Genomic DNA, 24714 nt, shown 5'->3' on the forward strand with positions numbered 1-24714 from the left:
GACCCCGTTAAACAAGAGCGCCAAACGTATCAGTGCACTGCGTTACTGGTCAGGGGGTGCTGGGTAGGGGGGTCCCGCTGAGAGAAAAAGAACGCACCGCATCAATGCGAACGTTCACAAGATCTCCAGGCTGGTAAAGATGCCCATCGGCCGAAGTGGCACTGAAAAACGTGAGCCGGTTGGTGCGGGTACGACCCATCAGTTGTTCAGGATCCTTGGGGTTGATGCCCTCGGCAAGAACTTCTTCCGTCCGTCCTTGATACCGGGCATTGCGTTCGCGGGCATTGCGTTCCACCAAGGCATTGATTTCCTTGAGACGCTCGACCTTCACGCTTTCTGAGAGCTGATTGTCCCAAGTGGCAGCCGGGGTATTGGGCCTGGGTGAATAAGCGGCGGTGTTCACCTGATCGAAGGCGATCTCGTCGATCAGATTCAGGGTTCGTCGGTATTGAGCATCTGTTTCGCCTGGAAAACCCACAATCACATCAGCGCTAATTGAGGCATCGGGCATCCGATCGCGAATGCGATCGATGATTCTCCGGTAACGCTCCACCGTGTAACCGCGGGCCATGGACTTCAAGAGTTCGTTATCGCCGCTTTGAAAGGGGATGTGAAAGTGTTCGCAGACTTTGGGAAGGTCAGCGCAGGCGTCAATTAATCGTTCGGTGAAATATCTCGGATGACTCGTGGCAAAACGCAGGCGTTCAAGTCCCTCGACGTCATGAACCTGGTGAAGGAGATCCGTAAGAGTGTGTTCACGGCGTCCTTCTGCTGTGATCCCAGGTAGATCACGCCCATAGGCATCAATGTTTTGTCCCAGAAGCGTGATTTCCTTGAATCCTTGGGCCGCAAGACCCTCCATCTCAAGCCGGATCGCCCCAGGCTGACGGGATTGTTCTTGTCCACGGACGGATGGCACAACGCAGTAGGTACAGCGTTCATTGCACCCATAAATCACATTGACCCAGCCACAGATGGCGCTGTCGCGTCGAGCCGTTGTGATGTCTTCAAGGATGTGATGCTCTTCGGTGGCGACGACCTGCTGTCCGCTATCCACCTGCTGCAGAAGGGTCTCGAGGCGATTGGCGTGTTGGGGCCCCATGACGAGATCCAATTCAGGCACGCGACGGAGTAGCGATTCACCTTCTTGTTGCGCAACACATCCCGCCACCACCAGGGTGAGGTTGGGATTGTCCCGTTTTCGCTGAGCTTGTCGACCTAGATAGCTGTAAACCTTTTGCTCGGCGTTATCGCGAATGGTGCAGGTGTTGTAGAGAACCAAATCTGCGTCGAGTTCTGCTGTCGCCTCGCGGTACCCCATCGTCTCGAGGATCCCAGCCATCCGCTCGGAGTCAGCCTTATTCATCTGGCAGCCAAAGGTGGTAATCCAATAGCTGCGATGGTTTTGATCCAGTCCCTGTTCAGACGGTGGGATCAACGTTTTCAGGGATGTCGCTGTCATTTCCCCATCTTCTGATATGGAGGTGCAAAGATTCTGTGGCTGAATCCTGACGGCATTCAATCCTTCGGGAATGAAGCGATGCAGGTCAGGCTCAAAATTGAGGGCGGATGAGGGGATTCGAACCCCCGGATGGCGGCACCACAAGCCGCTGCCTTAACCACTTGGCGACACCCGCCGTGTCGGTAAGAATCTACCAATTCGTGCCACGGCTCACCAGGTGTTCCGTTTTTTCACGCGTCAGCATCCGCCAGTCACGGCATTGTTGGCGGTGAGCTTTGGTGTAGCTGGGGCTTTGGCGCTGATTTGGACCAACCCGTCTTTTGATGAGTACGAGGCCCATGCCGGTGATCAGTTGGTGCTGCTTGCTGCCGAAGAACTGTGCGATGAAAATGCGTTATCGATGTTGCTGCGGTTATGGGTGAAGGATTGTTCCGCTCTTGTGACATCGCAGCGAGGGGCCCTCGCTGATTTGGCGGGTCGATTCACAACGCGTTGGAACTTTGGAATCGGCAGCGTCTACGTCACGCAAATTGGATCTAAAACGTTGCTGCCTGGTTTGAGCCTGCCGGAGGCAGAAGTTGTGAGCCTTGGCTTGGCTGGTCGTTTTGTCATCCTGCGGGCTGAAACGAATCCGGGTTTCGAGGAGTGAGTCAGAACCCCAATCGATCCGATTTCCTTCAAGCCTGGATCCCGCGCGGGTTGCTTGAGCTTCAGGCTCAACACCGTGTGCCGGCATGCACGCTGGAGGGGCTTACGCCCGTACAGATCCAGTGGTGTGAAGGTGTCTTAGAGGATCTGCGGCCCCTAGATGCAGATCAATCTCCACCAGAGCATGTGGTGTTGCCACGGCTCGTGGATGCCCATGTGCATCTCGATAAAGCCTTCACCTGGCAAGACCATCCCAATCTTCTCGGCACCTATGAGGAAGCCTTAAAGGCCAATCTGGTGGAGCACCAATCCCGATCGACAGAGCTGGTGTTGATCCGCGGCGAACGGGCTCTGCAGCAAGCGTTCATGCAGGGGTTGAGGGCCGTTCGTAGCCACATTGATAGTGGTGGCCCTGGAGCGGCATCGAGTTGGGACGCGCTTGAGCTGCTCCAACGTCGTTGGCAGGATCGGGTTGAGCTTCAACTTGTTGCCCTTGCACCTCTTCCCTTTTGGACGAGTGCTGAGGCGGAATCCATGGCCAGGCGACTCGCGAAGTGCCGGGGGCTTCTGGGCGGGGTGCTGGATCCATCAATGGTGGGGCCAGCGGTCGATCAGTCGTTGAAGGCCCTACTTGAGCTGGCTGATCGCCATGGCCTTGCCGTGGATTTGCATATTGATGAAGCCGACCATGCACCGGCACAAGGGGTGAAACAGCTCCTACGGGCCTTGACGATCACTCCGGTGGAGGTGCCGATCACTTGCAGTCATGCCAGCAGCCTTGCGCTGTTGCCCCAGGCAGCGTTGCAACGACTTGGCGAGCGCATGATCAGGGCCAATCTGCAGGTGGTTGCCCTACCCCTGACGAATGCTTGGTTGCTGGAACGACGATCCGACATCACTCCGCTGCAGCGGCCTCAAGCTCCCATCCGACAACTCCAACGATCTGGCGTCCGCGTTGCCGTTGCCGGCGACAACGTCGCTGATCCCTGGTTCCCTGCTGGTGATTTCGATCCTCTGTCGTTGATGGCTGCTGCCATTCCACTCACCCAGCTTTTGCCTTGGCAGCGTCTTGGTTTGGCGCCCTTCACGACGGCGGCGGCCGGAGTTCTTGGCCTGTCTTGGGATGGGGTGCTGCGTCGGGGTGCCCCTGCCGATCTGGTGGCGGTGAAGGGAACGAGTTGGTCGGATGTCTTGCGCGGGTCGTCGTCTCGGCGTGTTCTCGTTCAGGGGCAATGGTTGTCGTCGACATTCCCGACCAAGTAACGGTTAGACCCATTGGAGTGAACCGTCTGCAGCCATGACTCGCGCCGATGCGCTTCTCGCTCTAAGACAGGATTTAGCCCATATTTCCGACCTGGATCTTCAGGACGAACCTGGCCAGTTGCTGCGTTGTTCCCGCGATGCATACGACTACTCGCCTGTGCTGACTCCCAAGCTTGCGGGGGCCCGTGCGCAGTTGGTGTCTCGCCCTCAGTCGGTGGCCGCCGTCGAACAGTTAGCAGCAGCGTGTGCCAAACATGGCGTCCCACTCACGGTGCGGGGTGCTGGCACCGGGAATTATGGGCAATGCGTCCCCCTCGAGGGCGGGATGGTGATGCTCACCACTGGTTTGCAGCGCATTCGCAAGTTTGATCCCGTCACGGGTGTCGTCACGGTGGAGCCGGGTTGCCAGATGAGTCATTTGGATCAGGAGCTACGCCGTCATCAGCGTGAGTTGCGCTTGCTTCCCAGTACTTGGCGCAGCGCAACGGTGGGTGGTTTTGTTGCGGGGGGATCGGGGGGGATTGGTTCGATTCGCTGGGGATTTCTGCGCGATCCAGGCCACTTGTTGGGTCTTGAGGTCGTGCCGATGACGACCGATGCCCATTGCCATCAATTGGATGAAATTGAGGCGGAACCACTGAATCATTCATACGGCACGAACGGGATTATTACGGCGTTGACGTTGTCCACGGCTCCTGCGGTGAACTGGCATCAGGTCTGCATCGACTGCATGGATTGGGCCGATGCCGTGGCGTTGTTGTTGGCGTGTGGACGCTCCGCCGTGTCGCTTCAGCTCGCAACGGCACTAGAAGCCTCCGTTTTGGATTGCTTGCCTGGTTGGAGTGGCCCGGCCAAGGGTCAACACAGGTTGTTGTTGTTGGTGGCCCCGGATGGTATTGCAAGCCTGAAACGCTTAGCCGCTGATTCCGGGGCTGATCTGCAGGATCTTGGCCCGGAGGATTTCAACGCTGGCAATGGTTTACGGGAACTGAGTTGGAATCACACCACGTTGCACATGCGCGCTTCGGAGCCAGGCTGGACATACCTGCAAATGCTGTTACCGCAACCAGAACTCCCTGCCATGCAGGCGCTTCGGGACCATTGGGGTGATGATTTGCTGTGGCATCTGGAGCTTGTGAAACAGCAAGGCTCCGTGCGTGTGGCGGCATTACCGCTTGTGCGTTGGCGTGGGGCTGCGTTGTTAGAGCAGCTCATGGACGACTGTCGTGCCCATGGCGCTTTCGTGTTTAACCCCCATGTGATCACCGTGGAAGACGGGGGGCTTGGTGTTGTAGACGGTGATCAAGTCGCAGCCAAACAACGCTTTGATCCGGATGGCCTGATGAACCCCGGCAAACTTCGCGGTTGGCTCGAGCGTACTCAAAACAGCTGAACGAAAATCAGCACCCCAAGCTGTCGAAGGTGGATACGCCGGTGGTTGGATTGATGCCATCGGCATCGCGGCACAGCCGTCGTTGGTCATCACGATCCAGCAAGGCGTCCGTGAAATCGGCGCCTTCAATCAGGGCTTTGCTGAAACTGCTGCCTGAAGCGATCACCCCAATCAGGACGGCATCTCGTAGATCAGAGGCTACGAAATCGGCACGGTCCATCAGGGCATCGGATAGGTCGGCGCCTCGGAAGTCCGCCTCAGCAAAAGCCCCCTGCGTGAGGATTGCGCCATGGAGGATTGCGTCGCGAAAATCGGCCCCCCGGCCTGTCGCTCCAGCAAACGAGGTGTTGGCCAGGTTTTGACCTCGAAAATCCCCGTTGCTTTGGTTGGTGAGGGTGTAATCGACCGTTTCCTGGAACAGGGCACGATCTTGCAATCCAAAACCGGCGGAGGTGTCGAGGGCGACGGCGGCGCTGGGCGAAACCCAAAGACACACCATGAGCGCGACTGCCAGCGCTGCTCGCAAAACCGAATGGCGCATCACGGATTGGTCCATAACCCGATTCACTTTGCCTCAATAATCCCTTGGGCCATCAATTCACCGAGCAGATAAAGCGACCCAGCAATCAGTGGAGATGGATTGGGCCAAGAGCCAGGTGCTGAGGCCAGCCCATTCAGTACGTCCACCACGTCATTGGCCCGTCCCATCTGATCAACAAGGTTTGGACATGCGTCGGATAGACGATCCAGGGTCCAACTTTCGTGTCCAGGCACGGGGATGATCCAGGCGAAGTCGTTGGGTTTCAGCAGAAGCTGCAGCATCTCGGGGGCTTGTTTGTGGGCTTGAATTCCCAAAATCCAAAGCTGAGTGTGTTGGCGATCGCACCAGCACGCACGTTCTTGGGCTAGTTGGGCTGCGGCAGCCGGGTTATGGGCTCCATCCAGACGAATCGGTCGCCCGTTCCAGAGCACCGTTTGAAGACGACCGGGCCAATAGGCCTTGGCGAGCCCTTGCCGAATGGATGGATCCGAAATCTTGGAACCCAACTTCCGGATTTGTCGGAGAGCGCCGTAGGCAACGGCGCCGTTACTCCGTTGCAGGGTTCCTGGTAGTCCAAGGTCCCAATCATCGGGAAGTGGTTCTACCCATTCCAGGGTGGCGCCCACCGTGCGTGTGTGCTCTTCCAAAACGGCACGCACAGGATCCAGTTGGGCGGCACTAATCACGTGGGCGCCGGGGCTGATGGCAGCAGCTTTTTCTCGGCTGATGGCCGTCAGCGTGTCCCCGAGATGTTCGCGGTGATCGATGCCAATCGCACCCACGGCAATCAGCGGACGTTGGGGGTGGGCTGTAGTGGCATCGAGGCGGCCACCGAGTCCTGCCTCAAGCACCATCCAATCCACCTCGTTGGCTTTGAAGTGCAGGAAGGCTGCGGTGATCAAGCGCTCAAATGTGGTGAGCTGGTGCTGTTCCGCAAATGGTTCCAGCGCCTGTAACCGCTGATGGAGTTCCACCAGAGTGATCGATTTTTGATTAACGCAAATCCGCTCGCACCAGCTCACCAGATGGGGTGAGGTGGTGAGTCCAGAACGCACACCAGCTGCGGATAAACCGCTGTGGATCATGCAAGCAATCGACCCTTTCCCGTTGGTTCCCACAACCTGGACGGCGGGTGTGTTGCTGCAAGGATCTCCCAATTCAGAGAGAACGCGATGCATTCGATCCAGGGATAGATCCATGCCCCGTTGTTCGAACGGTGGCAAAAGGCGCTGAATCAGACGGTGCAGTGCAGCGTCCGGGGGGTGCGTCACGCCTGTATCAGTTGGAGTGTGCGCTCCAAGCGTGCAAGAAGTGCAGACACATCACGACGGGAGATCACGAGGGCAGGCACCATGCGCACAACCTTTGGACCTGCAGGAACAAGGAGCAGTTTTTGATCCAGGGCCGCTTTCACAACAGCTCCGGCATTGAGGTCACAATCGTCTCGAAGCACGAGTCCTTGCAGAAGTCCCCACCCTCTGGCCTGGTGAAGCACGTTTGGGAAGCGTTCGACCAGGGTTTCCAATCCGTGGCGTAGCTGTTCACCGCGCTCGCGCACATTGCGGAGCAAATGGCGTCGTTCCAGTTCCCTCGCCACCGTGAGACCGGCTCGACAGGCAAAAGGATTGCCTCCAAAGGTGCTGGCGTGGTCGCCGGGTTCAAAAATGTCGGCCTGTTGGCTCACCAGTAAGGCACCGATGGCATGGCCACCGCCTAGACCTTTCGCCAAGGTGATGGCGTCCGGAATAACCCCGAGCTGTTCATAACCCCAAAGTTCACCGCTGCGGCCCATGCCCACTTGCACTTCGTCGAAGATCAGCAGGATTCCTCTTTGGCTGCAATGGCGGCGGATGGCTTGAAAAATAGTGGGATCCCCCGGAATCACTCCCCCTTCCCCTTGAAGCGGCTCGATTAAGACAGCCGACACCCTTGGGCCATTGGCTTCCGAACGGGCCAGTAAGGCCTCAAAGCTGGCAAGGTTGTTGTACTCGAAGGTTTCGAAACCCTCCACCATGGGTTCAAAACCCTTGTGATATCTCGGCTGACCCGTGGCGCTGACGGCTGCCAAGGTTCGTCCGTGAAAACTGGCAGCTGCCGTAAGGATGATCGGGCGTTCGATGCCAAGGCGTTGATGGCCGTGCTTGCGAGCCAACTTGATGGCCGCTTCGTTGGCCTCAGCACCGGAGTTGCAGAAAAAAACGCTATCGGCGCAGCTGTTGTCCACTAGCCAGCGGGCCAGTTGTTCTTGCTCTGGGATTTGATACAGGTTGGAAACGTGCTGCAGTCGATTCAGCTGATTCTTCAGCGCACGACGCATCACTCTGTCGCTGTGACCCAACGTGCAAGTGGCAATTCCAGCCACCGCGTCGAGATATCGATGCCCTTGATCGTCGCGAAGCCAACAGCCGCGTCCACTGATCAAAGTCAGTGGATAACGGTTGTAGGTGCCCATGATTGCAGTGGGAGCACTCGGACTTGAACCGAGAAGACCGAAGTCGGTGCATTTTGAGTGCACTGCGTCTACCAATTCCGCCATGCTCCCGCACAACAATTGTATGGACTGACGTCCCCGTTTCAGGAATTCAACGGACTGGTTTAGAAACCGTCGCGTTCAACGGTTGCGCCTACACCACGTAGCTTGGTTTCCACGTTGTCGTAGCCACGATCAAGGTGAGCCAAACCCGACACCTGAGTGGTGCCGGATGCTGATAATCCCGCCAGCACCATCGCCGCCGCTGCTCGAAGATCGCTGCCGGTGACGGGTGCACCGCTGAGGGACGGCACGCCTTGAACGATGGCCGTGCTGCCATCAACGCGAATGGCAGCCCCCATGCGTTGCAGCTCAGCCACATGCTGAAGCCGATTTTCATAGATTTTTTCGCTGATCACGCTGGTGCCTTGCGCTGTTGACATCAGGGCCATGAACGGAGCCTGCAGGTCGGTCGGAAAGCCAGGGAAAGGTTGGGTTGTGATGTCTGTTGCGACGATCTCCCCAGGGGTGATTTGGATGCTTCTGCCGTTGATCTCGAGGGAGCAACCGCAATCACGCAATTTTTGAAGAACAGCGTTCATATGCTCTGGTACAACCGGCTCTACACACATGCTGGAACGGGTAATCGCAGCAGCCATGAGAAAGGTGCCGGCTTCGATGCGATCGGGAATCACGGCGTAACCGCGGCAACCATGAAGTGATGGCACTCCCTCAATCGTGATCACGGGTCCCCCTGCGCCAGTCACCTTGGCTCCCATCACATTCAGCAGGTTGGCAAGGTCTTGAACCTCGGGTTCTTGAGCAGCATTTTCGATTTTGGTGGTGCCTTCCGCTAAGACGGCGGCCATCAAAATTGTTTCAGTGGCGCCCACGCTGGGGCAATCCAAGACGATGGCAGCGCCCTTGAGTCGTCGGTTGGACCCTTTTGCCGAAGCCGTCACGATGCCGTGTTGGACGGTGACGACGGCGCCAAGGGCCTTAAGTCCACGGATGTGCTCCACAACGGGCCGGGCTCCAATCCGGCATCCACCGGGGAGAGGAACCTTGGCGTGACCCATTCGACCGAGGAGGGAGCCAATGCTGAAAAAACTGGCGCGCAGGCTATTGACGAGTTCGTAGGGAGGCTCTGCATTAGTGAGTTGTTTTGCGGTCAGAGCTACCCGACTATCACTGCGCTCAACCTGCACTCCAAGCGCACCCAGAATGTCGCCCATTCCTTGAATGTCAGTTAGGTCAGGGACATTGACTAGCTCGACCGTTTCGTCGGTTAGAAGACTGGCTGTCATCAACACCAGGGCTGAATTCTTGGCTCCGCTCACGGTCAACGTTCCCTGTAAACGTTGACCGCCTTTGACGTTTAGATGCTGGGTGACACTCTGTTGAGACGCAATTGCACCCACCACCATGTCCTCTAACAACTGACGTTTCTGCATATTCGCAATTGTGGATGAGACCGTCTAGACGGCCGGCGTTCAAACTGGATTGATGGCTTTGGTCTGTGCTGGTCGTTGGCGATGCGTCAATGCCGTATGGTCATCCGGTCGCTAAAACGACAACGCCCGCGGATGTGGCGGAATTGGTAGACGCGCTAGTTTCAGGTACTAGTGGTGGCAACATCGTGGGAGTTCAAGTCTCCCCATCCGCACTACCTTGACGATGCGACCAACAATTATCCAACCATGATCGTCCTGAAGATTTCTAATGCTTCGGAAGTTGTGGCTTCAAAGGTTGGCCGATTTCTAGAGCGCCTCACCCCTGATTCCATCGACCAAACGACGGTTGAAGACCAGGTGATTAAAAAGTTGATCGAAAACTTGGCTGCCGAGGGATTAAAAGGAGAGGTTGCAGCAATTAATGGTTTGGACCTTGAAGGTGAAGACCTGAATGTGCATAAAGGCCTCAAAGTCCGAAAGCACAGCACCTTCTAACGAGGAGTTTTCGAGAGTTTTGTCGGAACCGTTGATCAGTAGCCGGCGGAATCCGTTGGTCAAACGGCTCCGAATGTTGTCGTCCAGGCCTGGGAGAGATGCAGAGGGACTGCTCCTTCTAGAAGGCACGCATCTGCTTCAAGAGTTGTTGTGGATCGGGGGACAGCCCACTGAGCTCATCGCAACGGAAGCTTGGTTTGACCGCCACGCCGACCTAATCCAGGCGTTGGATGCGTCTGTTGTTTGGCGACGTGTCACCGAGGAGGTCCTGGGAGCTGCCCTCAGCACCGTGACTCCTGATGGTGTGGCTTGTCTCTGCCCCATAACGCTGCTGCCGGAGCCGCCCAAAACCTGTGATTTTTGGTTGGTTTTGGACCGAATTCAAGATCCTGGAAACCTCGGATCCCTGTTGCGCTCTGCCTTGGCCGCAGATGTCCAAAGCGTTTGGATGGGATCTGGAGTGGATCCGTTGGGGGGGAAAGCCTTAAGGGCATCGGCTGGGGCGCTGTTGCAATTGCCCCATCGCCGCTTTGGTCCGGAGCAACAACAGGCGATCGACGATCTTGATCAAGCCTTGAGGTTGCTCATGGCCCAAGGAATCCAGGTGGTTGCCACCTTGGTGCCTGATGCATCCGGTCCGCTTCGTCCGATTCCCTATTGGGAGTTGGATTGGACGCAACCCACAGCGTTGGTGCTTGGCACCGAGGGCGCTGGTCTACATCCACGCCTTCAGGCTTGTTGCACCCATGCGGTCACCCTCCCGCATAGTTCAAGGGTTGAGTCGTTAAATGTGGCAGCTGCGGCGGTTCCTCTTCTTTTGGAGCGACGAAGAGCGAGAATGGTCGGTACGCAGCAGTAGTTCGGGTGAGCGACGCCAGCTTCGACTTCGACGTCATTGTGATCGGTGCCGGGTATGGAGGCTTTGATGCTGCAAAGCATGCTGCCGACCATGGATTGAAGACGGCGATCATTGAATCGCGCGACATGGGTGGCACCTGCGTCAACCGAGGCTGTGTGCCGTCGAAAGCTCTCCTGGCCGCAAGCGGAAAGGTGCGTGAGCTTGCCGATGACAAGCACCTGTCGAGCTTCGGTATCCACGCAGCGCCGGTGCGCTTTGAACGTCAAAAAATTGCTGATCACGCCAATCAATTGGTGCAAGCGATTCGCACCAACCTGACGAAGACGCTCGAACGATCAGGCGTCACCATTCTCCGCGGCCATGGTCGTCTTGAGGGCTCCCAGCGGGTTGGATTGCGGGAACCCAGTGGTGTCGACCGTGTTATTACCGCGCAAGACGTGATCCTGGCCACGGGCTCTGATCCCTTCGTTCCGCCTGGTATCGAAACCGATGGTCGGACGGTGTTCACAAGCGATGAAGCCATCAACCTTGAGTGGCTTCCTCGATGGATTGCCATCATCGGCAGCGGTTATATCGGCTTGGAATTTGCCGATGTTTATACAGCCCTTGGTTGTGAAGTCACGATGATCGAGGCTCTCGATCGTGTGATGCCAACGTTTGATCCAGACATCGCAAAGATTGCCCGCCGCAACCTGATTGAAGGCCGTGACATCGATGCCCGTTCTGGCGTGTTGGCTCGAAAAGTAACCCCTGGTTGTCCTGTCCAGATTGAACTGGCCGACTTCAATAGCCGCGAGTTTGTCGAGACCTTGGAGGTGGATGCTGTGTTGGTGGCCACCGGCCGTGTTCCCACGAGCAAAGGGCTCAATCTCGAATGCTTAAACATCGAAACCAATCGTGGTTTCGTGCCGATTGATGATGCGATGCGTGTGTTGGTGAATGATTCACCAATCCCCCATCTTTGGGCTGTTGGTGACGTCACCGGAAAGCTGATGTTGGCGCATACGGCTGCTGCTCAGGGAACAGTGGCTGTCGATAACATCCTTGGCCACGCGCGAACCATCGATTACCGCAGCATTCCAGCGGCCACGTTCACACATCCAGAGATCAGCTCTGTTGGACTAACGGAAGCTGACGCCAAGGCTCTTGCTGAAAAGGACAATTTCCCCTTGGGAGCCGTACGCAGCTATTTCAAGGCCAATTCCAAAGCATTGGCAGAGCTTGATAGTGATGGCGTCATGAAGCTCCTCTTTAACAAGTCCAGCGGGGAGGTTCTTGGTGCCCATATTTATGGTTTGCATGCCGCTGATTTGATTCAAGAAGTGGCGAATGCAGTGGCACGACGCCAAAGCGTTTCACAACTCTCGCAAGAGGTGCATACGCATCCCACCTTGAGTGAGGTGGTGGAAGTGGCCTACAAGCAAGCTGCCTCACAATTGGTGGCTTGATTCAGTCTTTGATTCGTTATTAACCAGCGTCAATTCACTTTTACATCACTGTTATGGAGATTCGTCGTCGTTCGCCTAGTCCCAAGATTCGTGTCTCATACCTTGAGTATGGCGTTCCCCATGACGATGAAAAGCCGCGCAATATTCTCGAAAAAATTGTTTGGGAGAAGGATCGCGAAGTTGATCTGGCGCGGCAGAAAGTGCCGTTAGATCAACTGAAAAAAAAGATCAGCTTGTTGCCACCCGCAAGGGATTTTATTGCCGCACTTAAGCGGGCACAGATCAAGCCGGCCGTGATTGCAGAGGTGAAGAAGGCCAGCCCCAGTAAGGGAGTAATCCGTGATGATTTTGATCCTGTGGCCATTGCGAAGGCCTATGCCGCAGGTGGGGCAAGTTGTTTATCTGTGCTCACCGATAAGCAATTTTTTCAGGGTGGTTTTGACGTGTTGGTGCAGGTGCGTGAAACCGTTGATTTGCCCTTGCTGTGCAAAGAGTTTGTTCTGAGTCCGTACCAGCTTTTTCAGGCACGAGCGGCTGGTGCGGATGCGGTGCTATTGATCGCCGCGATCCTTACGGATCAGGACCTGCGCTACCTCAACAAAGTGGCTCAATCCCTTGGTTTGGATGTGTTGGTTGAGGTGCATGACGCCAAGGAGCTGGAGCGGGTGCTCGCGATTGGAGGTTTTTCATTGATTGGCATCAACAACCGCGACTTAGCCACATTTGAAACAGATCTAGCCACCACAGAATTGTTGGTGAATCAATTCCGTGATCGTTTGCATTTGGACACCACCGTGCTGGTGAGTGAGTCGGGATTGTTTACGCGTTCCGATCTTGATCGGGTTCAGGCTGCTGGTGCTGAGGCCGTTTTGGTCGGTGAGGCCTTAATGCGTCAGGAGGATGTAGAGCAGGCCCTTCATTCACTGGTGGGGGCGTGATGTTGCCCCGTCCTGCAGAATTGCGATCTATTGCACTGAGCTTTTGCTGATCAGCCTGCTCACGGGTTTCGCCGCTGGTGCTGTTCATGTGGTGGGTGGTGTGGACCATCTCGTGGCGATGACGCCTTTTTCACTGCGACAGCCCGTCGCTGCCCTGCGCGCTGGGTTGGCTTGGGGGGCTGGTCATTCGGTTGGCGTAGTGGTGCTCGCCCTCGCTGCGATCGGTTTGAAAGACCTCGTCCATATCGAAGCAATGTCGGCATGGGCCGAATTTTTGGTGGGCGTCGCTCTCTTGTTGGTGGGTGCTCTGGCGGTCCGTACCGCTTTCGGACTCAAGCTGCATAGCCATGAGCACCATCACAATGATGCCTCGATTCATCGGCATCTCCACTTGCATGTCCGTGGCCAAAGCAACCACCGCCGTCACGCCCATGCCGCTTCGGGCCTCGGCCTTTTGCATGGTTTGGCCGGTGCGAGTCATCTCTTGGCAGTGATTCCAGCTTTGGCATTGCCCCCATTGGGAGCTTTCGCCTACTTAGTGGCCTATCTCGGAGGATCGATTGCGGCTATGGCTGCTGTTGTGAGCACCCTGTCGTTTCTCACTCTGCGGAGTGGTGCACGTGTGTTGCCGTTGTTGGTGGGATGCACGGGGGCCCTATCGATTGCAACCGGTGCTTTTTGGTTGCAGAAAACATCTGCTGTTGTGTTCTAAATCGTTTGGATTTAGCTCATAGTTTCACAATGCTTTTATCAGATAGGTCGATATCAATCAAGAGGGAAGTCGGTCGACTTAGCGTTCTTTTTTGAAGATGCTTTTAACTTTTGGCCCTGCTACTTGTTGCCCGAGTTGGGTGATTGAGATGGTTGGTTAAAAACGGTTTGCTTGCCTGCTCTGGTTAGAGCTAACGCGGGCCATAACGATGCCGATCAACGCTGATGGGGGGATTGGTCCCAGCTGCCGACTATCAGTACTGGAGGAGGGGTTGTCCCCTAGAAGAATCATCCCGTCGTGCCCCACACTCTGAAGACGCTTGATGAGGCGAAGTCCTGGCCTTAAAGGATGCCACGCCACCACAACGGCTCCCAAGGGTGGAGTGTCAGTGTCGGCTGAGGTCCGTCGAACCAGCACCCGGTCGTCAGGATTGAGGGTGGGACGCATGGACTCGCCTTCCACTTTGAGAAGCAAACGGCGTCCACAAAAAAGCAGCAACAGGTCTTGAAGACCAGCTGCTGCAATCGGCGATATGGGTGAGCGGATTGTGCTCAGGAGGCGGTAACCCAGGCGTCGCTACGGCCTTTGGATTGCCAGAACATGCCGTGGATTTTTTCAACAGCAGCCATCAGTTCTTCGGCTTTGCCTTGGTCGATGTGCACCTTGCAGGCGCTGCAAAGCTTGGCCGCTTTCCAGAAGGTGTCGTGGAGATCGGGGAACGTGGCGAGGTGCTCGGGCTTGAAATAGTCGGTCCAAAGGATCAACAGTTCTTTCTTGGTCTTTTGGGCTTCGTCTTCCTTGACCGCAACAAAACGGGAGAAGGTGTTGTTGTAGGTGGCAAGAGCTGCAGCATTTCCTGCATCAGGTGCTTCCAAAGCCTTGAGCTTTTTAGTCATCGCGAGCACTGCTTCAGCGTGAACACGAGCTGAAGCAGGGTCGTAGACGCCGCAAGGTCCATCGCAATGGGCTTCCACAACGGAAGCGGGCAGAGCGCAGACAATGGCGTTAAGGGCCGAACGCAGCATCATTTAAGGAGCGGTATTTGCTTGATGTGAGCCTAGCTTCCGCTCACTTCTTGACGTCGAGTAATTCGACCTCAAAGAGCAAGGTGGCGTTTGGAGGAATCACACCACCGGCACCACGCTTTCCATACGCCAGGTCGGGCGGGATGACCAGGTTGCGCTTGCCGCCCACTTTCATCCCAGCCACACCCTCTTCCCAGCCCTTGATGACGCGGCCAGCTCCCAGCGGGAAGCTGAACGGACCACGTCCATAGCTGCTGTCGAATTCGGTGCCGTTTTCGAGGCTGCCTCTGTAGTTCACCACGACTGTTTGTCCCGCAGTGGCTTCGTCCCCAGTTCCAACCTCAATCTCCGTAATTTTCAAGCCACTGGGCAGAAGACGGGTGTCGGGGGCATCCATCGGGCCGCCCAGGGCGGATGCATCGGCTTGATTGGTCTCAGGCGCCATGGCGAAAAGGGTTGGATTGGGGTTTTCGGGGTCCAGTTCGAAGTTCGATGCAACAGCAGCTTTGGATTCGGAACGCACCACAGCAACTTCGGCCTGGGGTGCAGCCGTCACCGTGGAAGGAGAGATCAGTTGGCTCACAAAGGCCAGAAGGAGGCAAGCCACACACACCGAGGTGGAGATCAAAATGTCGCGCACAGAATCCGAGTCGGATGGTCCTAATTCTGGCCTTTCAGAGGGCCGGAATGAATTATTCGGCCCGATTCAGTTGACGAATCTGTTGTTCCAGTCGGTCGAGGCGACCTCGAAGTTCATCCACTTCTCTTTGACTCGGAACGCCAAGATCTTGAAGGATGTTGTCTCGGTTGCGTTCCAGATTCCGGCCCATCTGTTGCTCAAGCTCTGGGGTTTCCCCCCGCAAGGCCTTGAGCACGTCATCGACCAACTCTGATGCCTGGTTTGGATCCAGTTGCCCGTTGCTGACCCATGCTTGCGTGACGCCTCGCAGCCGGTCGGCCACCAGGGTTGTGGTGCCGAGTCCACGGAGCAGAAGCTGCTGAAGCGGGTTGGCGTCCATGGGAGTCCGCAAAGGGCTGCCGTCCAGGATGGCTTGGTCTTGCCCCTCTGACCATGGGCGATCTCCGACTGTCTGCTGGATGGCGCGCCGTTTTTGGGGGCGTGCTCGCAGGGCTGGCACCTTCTTTGGGCGGCCCCCTTCTGATGCTGCCTGCGTTGGCGTTGTTGTGGTCGTTTGCTGAACGCACCCGCTGGAGTGCGGTGTGGGGTTTGCTCGCTGTGCTGGTGAGCCATGCCTGGCTGTTGTCATTGCATCCACTCACCTGGATGGGTGTGCCTGCCCTGTTGAGCCTCCCTCTGGCGATCAGCCTTTGGTTGATCTGTGGCGTTTGTGCGGCGGCGTTGCTCGCGTTGTGGTCGATGCTGCTGCAGCGCTGTCGTCGTTGGTTCCCGCGATCAGCGCCCTGGTTGCTTGCGGCTGTTCTCGCTTTGATTTGGGCCTGGGCTGAGCTGGTGTTGTCGGGCTCGCCGTTGTTTTGGATCGGGGTCGGTGGCAGCACATTGCCCTGGGACCTACCGCTCGCCGGCTTGTCCCGTTGGTTTGGTTCCGGGGGACTGGTTGTGGTTCAGCTGATGTGGGCCTGGTGGATTTGCGGCTTGGTGGAGCGCCGAGGCATCGACCGTCGAGCCGTCAATCGCCGTGGTTTGTGGATCGGTTTCGGCAGCCTTCTGCTGGCCCATGGCCTAGGTGCTGTGATTTTGGCGACAGCACCACCCGTAACCGGTGCTCTCTCGATGGCCGTATGGCAGCCAGCGGTGCCCACCCGTAAAAAGTTGGATCTGGATCAGCAGCGCCAACTCCCGCAGGCTTTGCTCGCTGCGTTGCAAGAGGCGAAAGGCGAGCAAGTGGATGCTTTGGTGGCGCCGGAGGGTGTGCTTCCGTCCCGTTGGCGCATGCCCCAGGGGGCACCATCTGTGCCCCTGATCAGTGGTGGGTTCCGCTGGGTGCAGGGCCAGCAGCGCAGCTCATTGTTGCTGTTCTCACCGGACTCTGAACGTCCAGAGCCCCTCCTTGACAAACACCGCCTGGTGCCCATTGGGGAATGGATTCCGCCGCTCCCGGGGGGATTCACCGCCGGATTATCGGCGGTGGGGGGGCTGCATCCAGGGGATGAATCGCGGCTGTTTTCCGTCTTCGACTCTCCTGCTGCTGGGGCTATTTGCTACGAAATTGCTGATGGCAGGTCCCTGGCTCTGGCCGCAGCCGAGGGGGCGGATTGGCTGCTTTCTATCGCCAATCTCGATCCATATCCCTCGCAGCTGCAGCAACAATTTTTGGCGTTGGCGCAGCTGCGTGCCATCGAATCGGGTCGTGACCTGCTCAGCGTCGCGAATACGGGACCGACGGCCCTGATTTCTGCCGATGGACATGTGAATCGCCTGTTGCCACCAATGGAGGTCGGAGTCGCCACGGTGACGATCCAGCGTCGCGAAACAATGAGCTTTTATTCCTGGTTGGTGTCGCAGTCCCGTTGAAGCAATCCACCCCCCAGCACGGTGTCGTCCGCATAAAAAACGGCGGCTTGCCCAGGGGCGATGGAAAACTGATTCTCGTCAAACACCAGATGGCAACGGTGGGGGCGCTGGCGTTGATGGTCGTCGTCGGTCGCGGGCAATGGGGTTAACCGGGCGGTGACGGGAGCACTGCGGTACCGCACTTGCACATCGACGTTCATGGCCTGCAGGGGTGGATCGATGGAAACCCAGTTGATCGCACCGACAACCGCCTCCTGACGACCAGCTTCCGCCCGGGGTGCCACCACAACGCGATTCATGGCTGGGTCGAGTTTCACCACGTGTAATGGCTCTTGCCACGCCACGCCAAGGCCCTTGCGCTGGCCGATGGTGAAGTGCTCGATCCCATCGTGCTCCCCCACCACAGTGCCGTCCTTCAGGACGATTTCCCCTTGTCGCGGCGGCAAATAGGTATCCAGAAAGGCACGCATGGAACCGTGGTGGTCCGCCAGGCATAGGTCCTGACTCTCGGGCTTTTCAGCGGTGCGCAGACCATGGCGGCCGGCTTCGATGCGTGTATCCGCTTTGGTCAGTTCGCCGAGGGGAAACACGATCCTGCCGAGGGCTTCTTGCGGCAGGTCGTAGAGGAAATAGCTCTGGTCTTTGCGGGAGTCCAAGCCTCGCAGCAGCTGATGGCGTCCACGATCACCGCCATGGCGGATGCGGGCGTAGTGGCCCGTAGCAATTCTTGGAAGATGGCGCTCCTGCTTTGCCCACTCGAGCATGGGGCCAAATTTCACAGATCGGTTGCACTGCGAACAGGGCAGCGGCGTGATGCCGTCCTGGTAGCCATCCACGAGTCGTTGAACAATTTCCTTTTGGAAGGTTTCGCGGGTATCGACCACATGGTGAGGGATGCCCAACTGCTCACAGATGCCTGCGGCATCCACCAACCCTTCAGCGCAGCAGGCGCCTTTTCCACTCATCAGCCACAACGTCAGTCCCTCGACCTCCCAGCCGGCTTCCACCAACAGGGCAGCGGTTAAGGAACTATCCACTCCACCCGACAACCCGACGGCGACGCGATGCTCCCCAGGCCATTGACGCAGCCGGGTCAGGGCGGCTTCTCCGGCCTCCGTCATGGTTGTTCCAAGGGCCATCGGCGGCGCAGGGAGATCACTCCATAGTGAGCTCCCGGCCATCAATCTCGCCATGGGCTGGCCTTGAGCTGATGCGTGTGATGCCGAGATTGTTGCGACGGCGGTTTGTTGGTTGGTTTTGCAGCTTTGTTTGAAAGTTGCTCACGAGAACATTGCGGATCGGCTTGCGGAATTTTTTTAGATGTGCTGCTGCTGCCCGATGAGAGGCAAGCGCGACGAGGAAAGTGGTGGCGTTGTCCCCTCTGGGTTGATGCGTGTTGATTGCATCTGTTGGTGGAGCTGATTCGCTGGAATCCTATGCAGTGCCTGCTTTTTTGCACGTTTACATACACGTAGAATTTCCCTGGATTGCGAACGATGTCGATTTTTTAGTGTATGAAAACCCTCACATCAAGGTGTAAATGAACACAAATACGGTCGTGCGGTAATCAATTTCCGACCGCTTGGATTGGTCCAAATTGCCCCGTTTTTTTGCGATAAAATCTGGATAAGAAACTATTTGTTAAGCCCGAATGTTTCGATTTCCTGGCCTGAATCTGAAGGGTTGCTGAAAAAGAGGCCTTCTTTTGTTTCTTCGTAAGAAAGTCTTTGCACATTCGGGCTGCCTCCATGGTGTCCACAGCTTCTAAGCCGCTCGAGACGCAACGTCGCCGTAGCAGCGATCCTGTGAGTTGGTATTTATCAACGATCGGAAGAATCCCTCTGCTCACGGCGGCAGAGGAAATTGAATTGGGAAATCAAGTGCAAGCCATGATGGCTTTCACAGAAGACGGTTCGAAGGACTTCAAAGTTGAAGACCTGACGACTAAACAGCGGCGCATGCTTCGTATTGGCCGTCGGGCCAAAGAGCGGATGATGAAGGCCAACCTTCGTCTTGTCGTCAGCGTTGCCAAGAAATACCAGGGCAAAGGTTTAGAACTTTTGGACTTGATCCAAGAGGGTTCTCTTGGCTTGGAACGGGCTGTTGAAAAATTCGATCCCACAAGGGGGTACAAGTTTTCGACCTACGCCTTCTGGTGGATTCGGCAGAGCATGACCAGGGCGATTGCTTGCCAATCCCGCACGATCCGTCTCCCTGTTCATCTCAGCGAACGTCTCACCACGATTCGCAAAGTCAGTTTGGATCTCGCCCACAAGCTTGGCGCCATGCCGAACCGGTTGGAAATCGCTGAAGCGATGGATATTCCGGTGGAAGAGCTCGATTCCCTCTTGCGTCAGGCCCTCACCACCAGCAGCCTCGACGCTCCAGTTAATGGAGAAGAAGGACGAAGCTTCCTTGGTGACTTAATTGCCGATTCGTCAGCGGACGAACCCCTCGACATCGTTGAGCAGCGCATTCACCATGAGCAACTCGGCCGTTGGCTCAGTCATCTCAGTGAGCAAGAGCAAAATGTGCTTCGGCTTCGTTTTGGCTTAGAAGGCAACGAGCGTCACACGCTTGCCGAGATTGGTCGCATGATGGAAGTATCCCGAGAGCGGGTCCGTCAGGTGGAGCTCAAGGCTCTTCGAAAATTGCGCAATCTCACCAGACGCTTGCCGAGTGGCATTTGATGAGCGGTTTTAAGGAGTGGCGTGGCTGAGGCTTAGTCCTCAGCCCAGATGTACCGCGTTAGTTCTGCAGGATCAGGTTCGGGGGCGGAGAGTGCGAAATCAACGCAATCCGAGATCACCGCATCTATTTCTTTTTCAATTCCACGAAGTTCGTCGCTGGTGACCAAGCCGGCTTCGGTCAAGTCGCGCTCCAGCGCTTTGAGCGGATCACGCTTTGCCCAGAACAGCTTTTCCTGTTCTGAGCGCAATTCATCGGGATCAGCCAACGAATGTCCGCGGAATCGGTAGGTGAGGCATTCCAAAACGGTGGGACCCTCCCCAGCCCTGGCTCGTTCGATCGCCCGTTGCGCTGCAGCGCGAACAGCAAGAACGTCCATGCCATCCACTTCTTCTCCAGCCATGCCGAAGGACCCTGCCTTACGCCAAATTTCAGGATCGCTTGTGGCTCTGTCGTGAGCCATGCCGATGGCCCATTTGTTGTTCTCAACGACAAAAAGGATCGGTAGTTTCCACAATTGGGCCATGTTCAAGCATTCGAAGAACTGGCCGTTATTGCAGGTGCCGTCTCCAAAAAATGCTGCTGTTACCGAGTTACTGGAGGCATCGCCGAGGGCGTCTCGTTTGTAGCGACTGGTAAAGGCTGATCCAAGGGCGACGGGAATTCCTTCCGCGATAAAAGCAAAACCTCCCAAGAGGTGATGTTCTTTGGAAAACAGATGCATGGAACCACCGCGGCCCTTGCTGCATCCCGTTTCTTTGCCAAACAGTTCACTCATGACCTCGCGCGCAGGAACCCCTGCACTCAGGGCATGGACGTGATCGCGGTAGGTGCTGCAAAACCAGTCATGCTGACGCTTCATTGCGCCAATAACACCAGTGCTGACGGCTTCTTGACCGTTGTAAAGGTGAACGAAGCCAAACATCTTGCCCCGGTAATACATCTCGGCGCATTTGTCCTCAAAGCGCCGACCCAGGGTCATGTCTCGGTACAGGTCCAAGCCCGTGTCGCGATCAACGATCGCGCGTTGAGATGTCACCAGATTGGAGAGACGTTCGGCATGGGCACCGGCGGCGGCGATACCGATGGAAGCGGAGTCCACCGCGAGGTCCTGACCCATGACCAGCTCATTCACACCTAGCAACTGTAAGGGCCAGCGGATGAGGAATAGGCAAAACACCAGACAGTGACTAAAGTTCGCGCCTGCGACACATGAAGCTGTTGGATTTGCCCATCGATCATTTCCGACTGCTGGGTGTCAGTCCTTCCGCTGATGCGGCAGCCATCCTTCACCGTCTGCAAACCCGCTGTGATAGCCCGCCTGATCAGGGGTTTACCCATGAAGCGCTGCTCAAGCGCAATGAACTACTGAGCCGTTCGGCTGATCTCCTCACCGATCGAAATGACCGTGCCGAGTACGAATCTGCTCTGCTTCGTTTGAGTGCATCTCATCCCAACGAGACCGTTGGACTCGACCTTCCAGCGAGCAGTGAAGTTGCTGGATTGATTCTTCTTTGGGAGGCCCACGGAGCCCTTGAGGCGTTCCAAATGGCGAGTCATGGGCTTCAGCCACCGCAAGCACCTGCGCTCGGCAGTGGCCGGGAAGCTGATCTCACCCTGTTGGCCGCTTTGGCGTGTCGCGATGCAGCAGTCGAAGAACAGGGTCAGCGCCGTTATGAATCGGCGGCGCAGTTGTTGGTTGAAGGAATTCAGTTGCAACAGCGCATGGGCAAGTTGCCCAATCAGCAGCGCATGCTCGAAGGCGATCTGGACGCGCTTCTTCCGTTCAGAATTCTGGATCTCATCAGTCGAGATTTGAGTGATCAGGCCTCGCACCAACAGGGTTTAACGCTGCTTGATCAACTCGTCAGTTGCCGAGGCGGTCTGGATGGAACGGATGTTGTGACCTCCATTGAGGGGGCTGGGTCGATGACCCAAGACGATTTCGAGTCGTTCTTCCAACAAATTCGCCGTTTTTTGACGGTGCAAGAACAGATTGATCTCTTCAGTCGTTGGTCGGAAGAGGGCGAAGCGGAAGCAGGGTTTTTGGCTGTTCTTGCACTCACGGCTGCCGGTTTTTCCCGGCGCAAGCCGGAAAGCCTTGAGCAGGCCCGAGGGCGGCTGCAACTCCTACCTGACTCAGAGCTGGATCCGATGCCCCTCTTGGGCTGTCTGGATTTGTTGCTTGGCAATGTGCGTGAGGCGGACCATCACTTCGCTGCGATCCGGGATGCAGACGTACAGGCTTGGTTTGTGCAGCACACTGGCGACAGCTTGGCGGCGCAGTGTGAATACTGCAGGGCTTGGCTTGGGCGGGATGTGTTGCCGGGCTATCGCGATGTCGATGCAACAGCCATTGATCTCGACGCCTGGTTTGCCGACCGTGATGTGCAGAACTACGTCGAACGACTGGATCGACAAGCGTCCCGTCAGCCGCTCAGCGACGCGCTGCCCTTGCCTTGGCAGACCTCCGTCGCTTCGGATCTTGGTCTTCAATCCTTGGAGCCTATTTCAGCTTCAGAGGAGTCTGCGGATGGTCTGGAAGAACGCGGTATCCGCCTCCCTTCCCTCTCGCTTCCCCAACTTCCCCAACTGCCCAGGCTTCCCCAACTTCCACGACCGCTCGTGGTCAAGATTGCGGTGATGGTGGCAGTTCTGGCCGCCTTTGGTGGCGGTCTCTCGCTGATGCTCCGTCAGCGAAGTGAAGCGCCACAGGTATCGCCAGTGGTGAAGGAAGAACCGGTGTTATCGGCCCCCGATGATCTCGATGAGACAGCGCTTCCGATGGCCACACTCCAACCGGAGCAACCTCTGGATCGTCCAATCGAACCGCTGACAAGTGATGCGCCTTCGGATAAGCAACTCGAGGATCTCGTCCAGGGCTGGTTGGATGCCAAAGCCAATGCCTTAGCGAGTCCAGACAACGCTGTGCCTGATGCGGTTTCGAAAGAAATATCCACCGTTGCCCGCGATCGGCTGTTGCAACGGGTGCAAGCAGAGCGCACCGCCGATGCCGCGCTGGGCTACACAAAGATCATCAAGGCTTCTGTCACCAGCGTTGATGTGGTGAGCCGAACCCCACGACGCATTGCTGTGAAGGCTGAGCTGAACTACTTCGATCAAACCCTTGATCGCTCCGGAACCAGCATTGATCAGACACCTGCAGGAGCGTTGACAGTCACCTACGTGCTTGGGCGAGATGGAAAACAGTGGAAATTGCATGAATACATTTCCGGTTCCTAAGCGATTGGCGAGCCGCTTTTTACGATCAGTGCATTGAGCCAGTCATGGTCCCGCAATGTTTGACGAGCTTTCAGCCCGCTTTGAAGATGCTGTCAAAGGGCTGAGAGGCCAGGACAAGATCAGCGAAACCAATGTCGATGGGGCTCTTAAGGAGGTTCGTCGTGCGCTGCTCGAAGCCGATGTCAGCCTTCCGGTGGTTAAGGATTTTGTCTCTGAGGTGCGCGGCAAAGCCGTTGGCGCTGAGGTGGTGCGGGGGGTCAGCCCCGACCAGAAGTTCATCCAGGTAGTCCACGATCAACTTGTGGATGTGATGGGTGGCGATAACGCACCACTGGCCCGCGCCTCTGAGACTCCCACGGTTGTTTTGATGGCCGGCCTGCAGGGGGCGGGTAAAACCACGGCCACGGCCAAGCTGGGCCTCCACCTCAAAGATCAGGGCCGTCGCTCCCTCATGGTGGGTGCGGATGTGTATCGCCCCGCTGCCATCGAGCAGTTGAAAACCCTTGGTGGGCAGATTGGGGTTGATGTGTTCAGTCTGGGAACAGACGCGAAGCCTGAAGAGATCGCTGCGGCCGGTTTGGCGAAGGCGAAGGCGGAGGGCTACGACACCCTTCTGGTCGACACCGCAGGCCGCCTTCAGATCGACACCGAAATGATGGGGGAAATGGTGCGAATTCGCTCCGCTGTGCAGCCCGATGAGGTGCTGCTGGTTGTGGATTCGATGATTGGCCAGGAAGCGGCCGAACTCACCCGTGCCTTCCATGAGCAGGTTGGCATTACCGGGGCTGTGCTCACCAAGCTGGATGGCGATTCCCGCGGTGGTGCGGCACTTTCCATCCGCAAAGTGAGCGGTCAGCCGATCAAGTTCATCGGTACCGGTGAAAAGGTTGAGGCGCTTCAGCCATTCCATCCAGAACGGATGGCGAGCCGCATTCTCGGTATGGGGGATGTGCTCACGTTGGTAGAGAAGGCTCAAAAAGAGGTCGAACTCGCCGACGTTGAAAAAATGCAGAAGAAGCTGCAGGAGGCGTCGTTCGATTTCTCTGATTTCCTCCAGCAGATGCGTCTGATCAAGCGGATGGGATCCCTCGGGGGGCTCATGAAAATGATCCCCGGCATGAACAAGATCGACGACGGGATGTTGAAGCAGGGCGAGGACCAGCTCAAGCGTGTCGAGGCCATGATTGGGTCGATGACAGAGAGCGAGCGATGTCAGCCGGAGTTGCTGTCCTCTCAGCCGAGTCGACGTCGTCGCATTGCTGCCGGAAGTGGCCACCAGCCCGCCGATGTGGACAAGGTGCTGGCTGATTTCCAGAAAATGCGGGGCTTCATGCAGCAGATGAGCCGTGGAAACATGCCAGGAATGCCAGGAATGCCAGGAATGCCAGGAATGGGTGGAATGCCAGGGATGGGTGGAATGCCAGGGATGCCAGGAATGCCCGCAGGGGCTGGCCGGGGTGGCCCCCCCAAGCGTCAGCGTCCAGCCAAGAAAAAGAAGGGCTTCGGTGAACTCTGAAGGTGAACCGGTATGGTGGTTCTTTGGCGGGCTGAATGGCCCGGCTTGAACCCCACCACTCTTCA

The 24714-nt window shown here is 56.8% G+C and carries 23 protein-coding genes and 3 tRNA genes; 13 read left to right on the forward strand and 13 right to left on the reverse strand.

The features are described 5' to 3' along the window. Positions 1-49 precede the first annotated feature (49 nt). Together miaB and BL107_RS06035 are read right to left on the reverse strand one after the other, a co-directional pair. A complete protein-coding gene (gene miaB / locus BL107_RS06030; RefSeq protein WP_255344618.1) occupies positions 50-1462 on the reverse strand; it encodes a tRNA (N6-isopentenyl adenosine(37)-C2)-methylthiotransferase MiaB in 1413 nt (470 codons plus the stop codon). Positions 1463-1564: 102 nt separating this feature from the next. Then, positions 1565-1637 (reverse strand) — tRNA-His (locus BL107_RS06035). Positions 1638-1679: 42 nt separating this feature from the next. On the opposite strand from BL107_RS06035, the gene BL107_RS06040 reads away from it, so the two are divergent. The 3 genes from BL107_RS06040 to BL107_RS06050 are packed head-to-tail and all read left to right on the forward strand — an operon-like array spanning position 1680 to position 4766. Then, positions 1680-2111, forward strand: coding sequence for a DUF4359 domain-containing protein (locus BL107_RS06040; protein WP_156779402.1), 432 nt, complete (start codon positions 1680-1682; stop codon positions 2109-2111). Continuing rightward, positions 2108-3373 (forward strand): amidohydrolase family protein, encoded by a 1266-nt coding sequence (locus BL107_RS06045; protein WP_009789395.1) that lies wholly within the window; start codon positions 2108-2110, stop codon positions 3371-3373. Before BL107_RS06040 ends, BL107_RS06045 begins: the two co-directional genes overlap by 4 nt. Positions 3374-3407: 34 nt before the next feature. Beyond that, complete coding sequence (locus BL107_RS06050) at positions 3408-4766, forward strand: FAD-binding oxidoreductase (RefSeq protein WP_009789396.1); 1359 nt, start codon at positions 3408-3410, stop codon at positions 4764-4766. Positions 4767-4773: 7 nt separating this feature from the next. Here the strand turns inward: BL107_RS06050 and BL107_RS06055 are convergent, their stop codons facing one another. The 5 genes from BL107_RS06055 to murA all read right to left on the reverse strand — a co-directional run bounded on the left by BL107_RS06055 (position 4774) and on the right by murA (position 9204). Further along, positions 4774-5265, reverse strand: coding sequence for a pentapeptide repeat-containing protein (locus tag BL107_RS06055; RefSeq protein WP_369791579.1), 492 nt, complete (start codon positions 5263-5265; stop codon positions 4774-4776). Between the two features lie 65 nt (positions 5266-5330). Further along, complete coding sequence (locus BL107_RS06060; RefSeq protein ID WP_009789398.1) at positions 5331-6578, reverse strand: folylpolyglutamate synthase/dihydrofolate synthase family protein; 1248 nt, start codon at positions 6576-6578, stop codon at positions 5331-5333. Next, complete coding sequence (locus BL107_RS06065; protein WP_037988177.1) at positions 6575-7759, reverse strand: aspartate aminotransferase family protein; 1185 nt, start codon at positions 7757-7759, stop codon at positions 6575-6577. The genes BL107_RS06060 and BL107_RS06065 overlap by 4 nt, the downstream gene beginning before the upstream one ends. 8 nt (positions 7760-7767) lie before the next feature. After that, positions 7768-7849, reverse strand: a tRNA-Leu gene (locus tag BL107_RS06070). Between the two features lie 53 nt (positions 7850-7902). Continuing rightward, complete coding sequence (murA, locus tag BL107_RS06075) at positions 7903-9204, reverse strand: UDP-N-acetylglucosamine 1-carboxyvinyltransferase (RefSeq protein ID WP_037988801.1); 1302 nt, start codon at positions 9202-9204, stop codon at positions 7903-7905. A 155-nt stretch (positions 9205-9359) separates the two neighbouring features. On the opposite strand from murA, the gene BL107_RS06080 reads away from it, so the two are divergent. The 6 genes from BL107_RS06080 (at position 9360) to BL107_RS06105 (ending at position 13683) form a co-directional block, all read left to right on the forward strand. Continuing rightward, positions 9360-9443: transfer RNA gene (locus BL107_RS06080), tRNA-Leu, on the forward strand. Between the two features lie 34 nt (positions 9444-9477). Continuing rightward, positions 9478-9726 (forward strand): hypothetical protein, encoded by a 249-nt coding sequence (locus BL107_RS06085; RefSeq protein WP_037988802.1) that lies wholly within the window; start codon positions 9478-9480, stop codon positions 9724-9726. 19 nt (positions 9727-9745) lie between these two features. Continuing rightward, positions 9746-10585 (forward strand): RNA methyltransferase, encoded by an 840-nt coding sequence (locus tag BL107_RS06090; RefSeq protein WP_009789402.1) that lies wholly within the window; start codon positions 9746-9748, stop codon positions 10583-10585. Between the two features lie 5 nt (positions 10586-10590). Further along, positions 10591-12033, forward strand: a complete 1443-nt coding sequence (gene lpdA / locus BL107_RS06095) for a dihydrolipoyl dehydrogenase (RefSeq protein ID WP_009789403.1) — start codon at positions 10591-10593, stop codon at positions 12031-12033. 53 nt (positions 12034-12086) lie between these two features. Continuing rightward, positions 12087-12971 (forward strand): indole-3-glycerol phosphate synthase TrpC, encoded by an 885-nt coding sequence (gene trpC / locus BL107_RS06100; RefSeq protein WP_009789404.1) that lies wholly within the window; start codon positions 12087-12089, stop codon positions 12969-12971. Between the two features lie 43 nt (positions 12972-13014). Next, positions 13015-13683: a hypothetical protein gene (locus BL107_RS06105; RefSeq protein WP_009789405.1), complete on the forward strand. Its 669-nt coding sequence runs from the start codon at positions 13015-13017 to the stop codon at positions 13681-13683. 156 nt (positions 13684-13839) lie between these two features. Here BL107_RS06105 and sodX read toward each other — a convergent pair whose 3' ends face one another. The 4 genes from sodX to BL107_RS06125 are packed head-to-tail and all read right to left on the reverse strand — an operon-like array spanning position 13840 to position 15727. Then, complete coding sequence (gene sodX, locus BL107_RS06110; protein ID WP_037988178.1) at positions 13840-14181, reverse strand: nickel-type superoxide dismutase maturation protease; 342 nt, start codon at positions 14179-14181, stop codon at positions 13840-13842. Between the two features lie 53 nt (positions 14182-14234). Beyond that, positions 14235-14708, reverse strand: coding sequence for a superoxide dismutase, Ni (sodN, locus tag BL107_RS06115; RefSeq protein WP_009789407.1), 474 nt, complete (start codon positions 14706-14708; stop codon positions 14235-14237). A gap of 43 nt (positions 14709-14751) precedes the next feature. Beyond that, positions 14752-15348 (reverse strand): FKBP-type peptidyl-prolyl cis-trans isomerase, encoded by a 597-nt coding sequence (locus BL107_RS06120; protein WP_009789408.1) that lies wholly within the window; start codon positions 15346-15348, stop codon positions 14752-14754. Between the two features lie 52 nt (positions 15349-15400). Continuing rightward, positions 15401-15727 (reverse strand): phasin family protein, encoded by a 327-nt coding sequence (locus BL107_RS06125; RefSeq protein WP_009789409.1) that lies wholly within the window; start codon positions 15725-15727, stop codon positions 15401-15403. 125 nt (positions 15728-15852) lie between these two features. Between BL107_RS06125 and BL107_RS06130 the strand changes: the two genes are divergently transcribed. Continuing rightward, a complete protein-coding gene (locus BL107_RS06130; protein ID WP_232192806.1) occupies positions 15853-17202 on the forward strand; it encodes an apolipoprotein N-acyltransferase in 1350 nt (449 codons plus the stop codon). Here BL107_RS06130 and mnmA read toward each other — a convergent pair. Further along, a complete protein-coding gene (mnmA, locus tag BL107_RS06135) occupies positions 17172-18341 on the reverse strand; it encodes a tRNA 2-thiouridine(34) synthase MnmA (protein WP_009789411.1) in 1170 nt (389 codons plus the stop codon). The two genes, BL107_RS06130 and mnmA, sit on opposite strands and share 31 nt — an antisense overlap. A gap of 609 nt (positions 18342-18950) precedes the next feature. On the opposite strand from mnmA, the gene BL107_RS06140 reads away from it, so the two are divergent. Next, entirely contained in the window at positions 18951-19892 is a 942-nt protein-coding gene (locus BL107_RS06140) for an RpoD/SigA family RNA polymerase sigma factor (protein ID WP_009789412.1), read from the forward strand. A gap of 32 nt (positions 19893-19924) precedes the next feature. Here BL107_RS06140 and pdhA read toward each other — a convergent pair whose 3' ends face one another. Next, positions 19925-21010 carry a pyruvate dehydrogenase (acetyl-transferring) E1 component subunit alpha gene (pdhA, locus tag BL107_RS06145; RefSeq protein ID WP_037988804.1) on the reverse strand — a complete coding sequence of 362 codons (1086 nt, stop codon included), beginning with the start codon at positions 21008-21010 and terminating at the stop codon, positions 19925-19927. A gap of 92 nt (positions 21011-21102) precedes the next feature. On the opposite strand from pdhA, the gene BL107_RS06150 reads away from it, so the two are divergent. Next, positions 21103-23133, forward strand: coding sequence for an ARC6/PARC6 family protein (locus tag BL107_RS06150; protein WP_009789414.1), 2031 nt, complete (start codon positions 21103-21105; stop codon positions 23131-23133). A gap of 55 nt (positions 23134-23188) precedes the next feature. After that, entirely contained in the window at positions 23189-24649 is a 1461-nt protein-coding gene (gene ffh, locus BL107_RS06155) for a signal recognition particle protein (protein WP_009789415.1), read from the forward strand. Positions 24650-24714: the final 65 nt, after the last annotated feature.

The sequence above is a fragment of the Synechococcus sp. BL107 genome (assembly GCF_000153805.1).
Classification (GTDB): Bacteria; Cyanobacteriota; Cyanobacteriia; order PCC-6307; family Cyanobiaceae; genus Parasynechococcus.

Excerpts from the sequence above, each read along its gene's own strand:
- sodN (WP_009789407.1), bottom strand. The coding sequence starts at position 14,708 with ATGCTGCGTTCGGCCCTTAACGCCATTGTCTGCGCTCTGCCCGCTTCC.
- miaB (WP_255344618.1), bottom strand. The coding sequence starts at position 1,462 with ATGACAGCGACATCCCTGAAAACGTTGATCCCACCGTCTGAACAGGGA.
- BL107_RS06150 (WP_009789414.1), top strand. The coding sequence starts at position 21,103 with ATGAAGCTGTTGGATTTGCCCATCGATCATTTCCGACTGCTGGGTGTC.
- murA (WP_037988801.1), bottom strand. The coding sequence starts at position 9,204 with ATGGTGGTGGGTGCAATTGCGTCTCAACAGAGTGTCACCCAGCATCTA.
- pdhA (WP_037988804.1), bottom strand. The coding sequence starts at position 21,010 with ATGGGTCAGGACCTCGCGGTGGACTCCGCTTCCATCGGTATCGCCGCC.
- ffh (WP_009789415.1), top strand. The coding sequence starts at position 23,189 with ATGTTTGACGAGCTTTCAGCCCGCTTTGAAGATGCTGTCAAAGGGCTG.
- BL107_RS06065 (WP_037988177.1), bottom strand. The coding sequence starts at position 7,759 with ATGGGCACCTACAACCGTTATCCACTGACTTTGATCAGTGGACGCGGC.
- BL107_RS06055 (WP_369791579.1), bottom strand. The coding sequence starts at position 5,265 with ATGGTGTGTCTTTGGGTTTCGCCCAGCGCCGCCGTCGCCCTCGACACC.
- BL107_RS06085 (WP_037988802.1), top strand. The coding sequence starts at position 9,478 with ATGATCGTCCTGAAGATTTCTAATGCTTCGGAAGTTGTGGCTTCAAAG.
- trpC (WP_009789404.1), top strand. The coding sequence starts at position 12,087 with ATGGAGATTCGTCGTCGTTCGCCTAGTCCCAAGATTCGTGTCTCATAC.
- BL107_RS06125 (WP_009789409.1), bottom strand. The coding sequence starts at position 15,727 with ATGGACGCCAACCCGCTTCAGCAGCTTCTGCTCCGTGGACTCGGCACC.
- mnmA (WP_009789411.1), bottom strand. The coding sequence starts at position 18,341 with ATGGCCCTTGGAACAACCATGACGGAGGCCGGAGAAGCCGCCCTGACC.
- BL107_RS06140 (WP_009789412.1), top strand. The coding sequence starts at position 18,951 with ATGGTGTCCACAGCTTCTAAGCCGCTCGAGACGCAACGTCGCCGTAGC.
- BL107_RS06050 (WP_009789396.1), top strand. The coding sequence starts at position 3,408 with ATGACTCGCGCCGATGCGCTTCTCGCTCTAAGACAGGATTTAGCCCAT.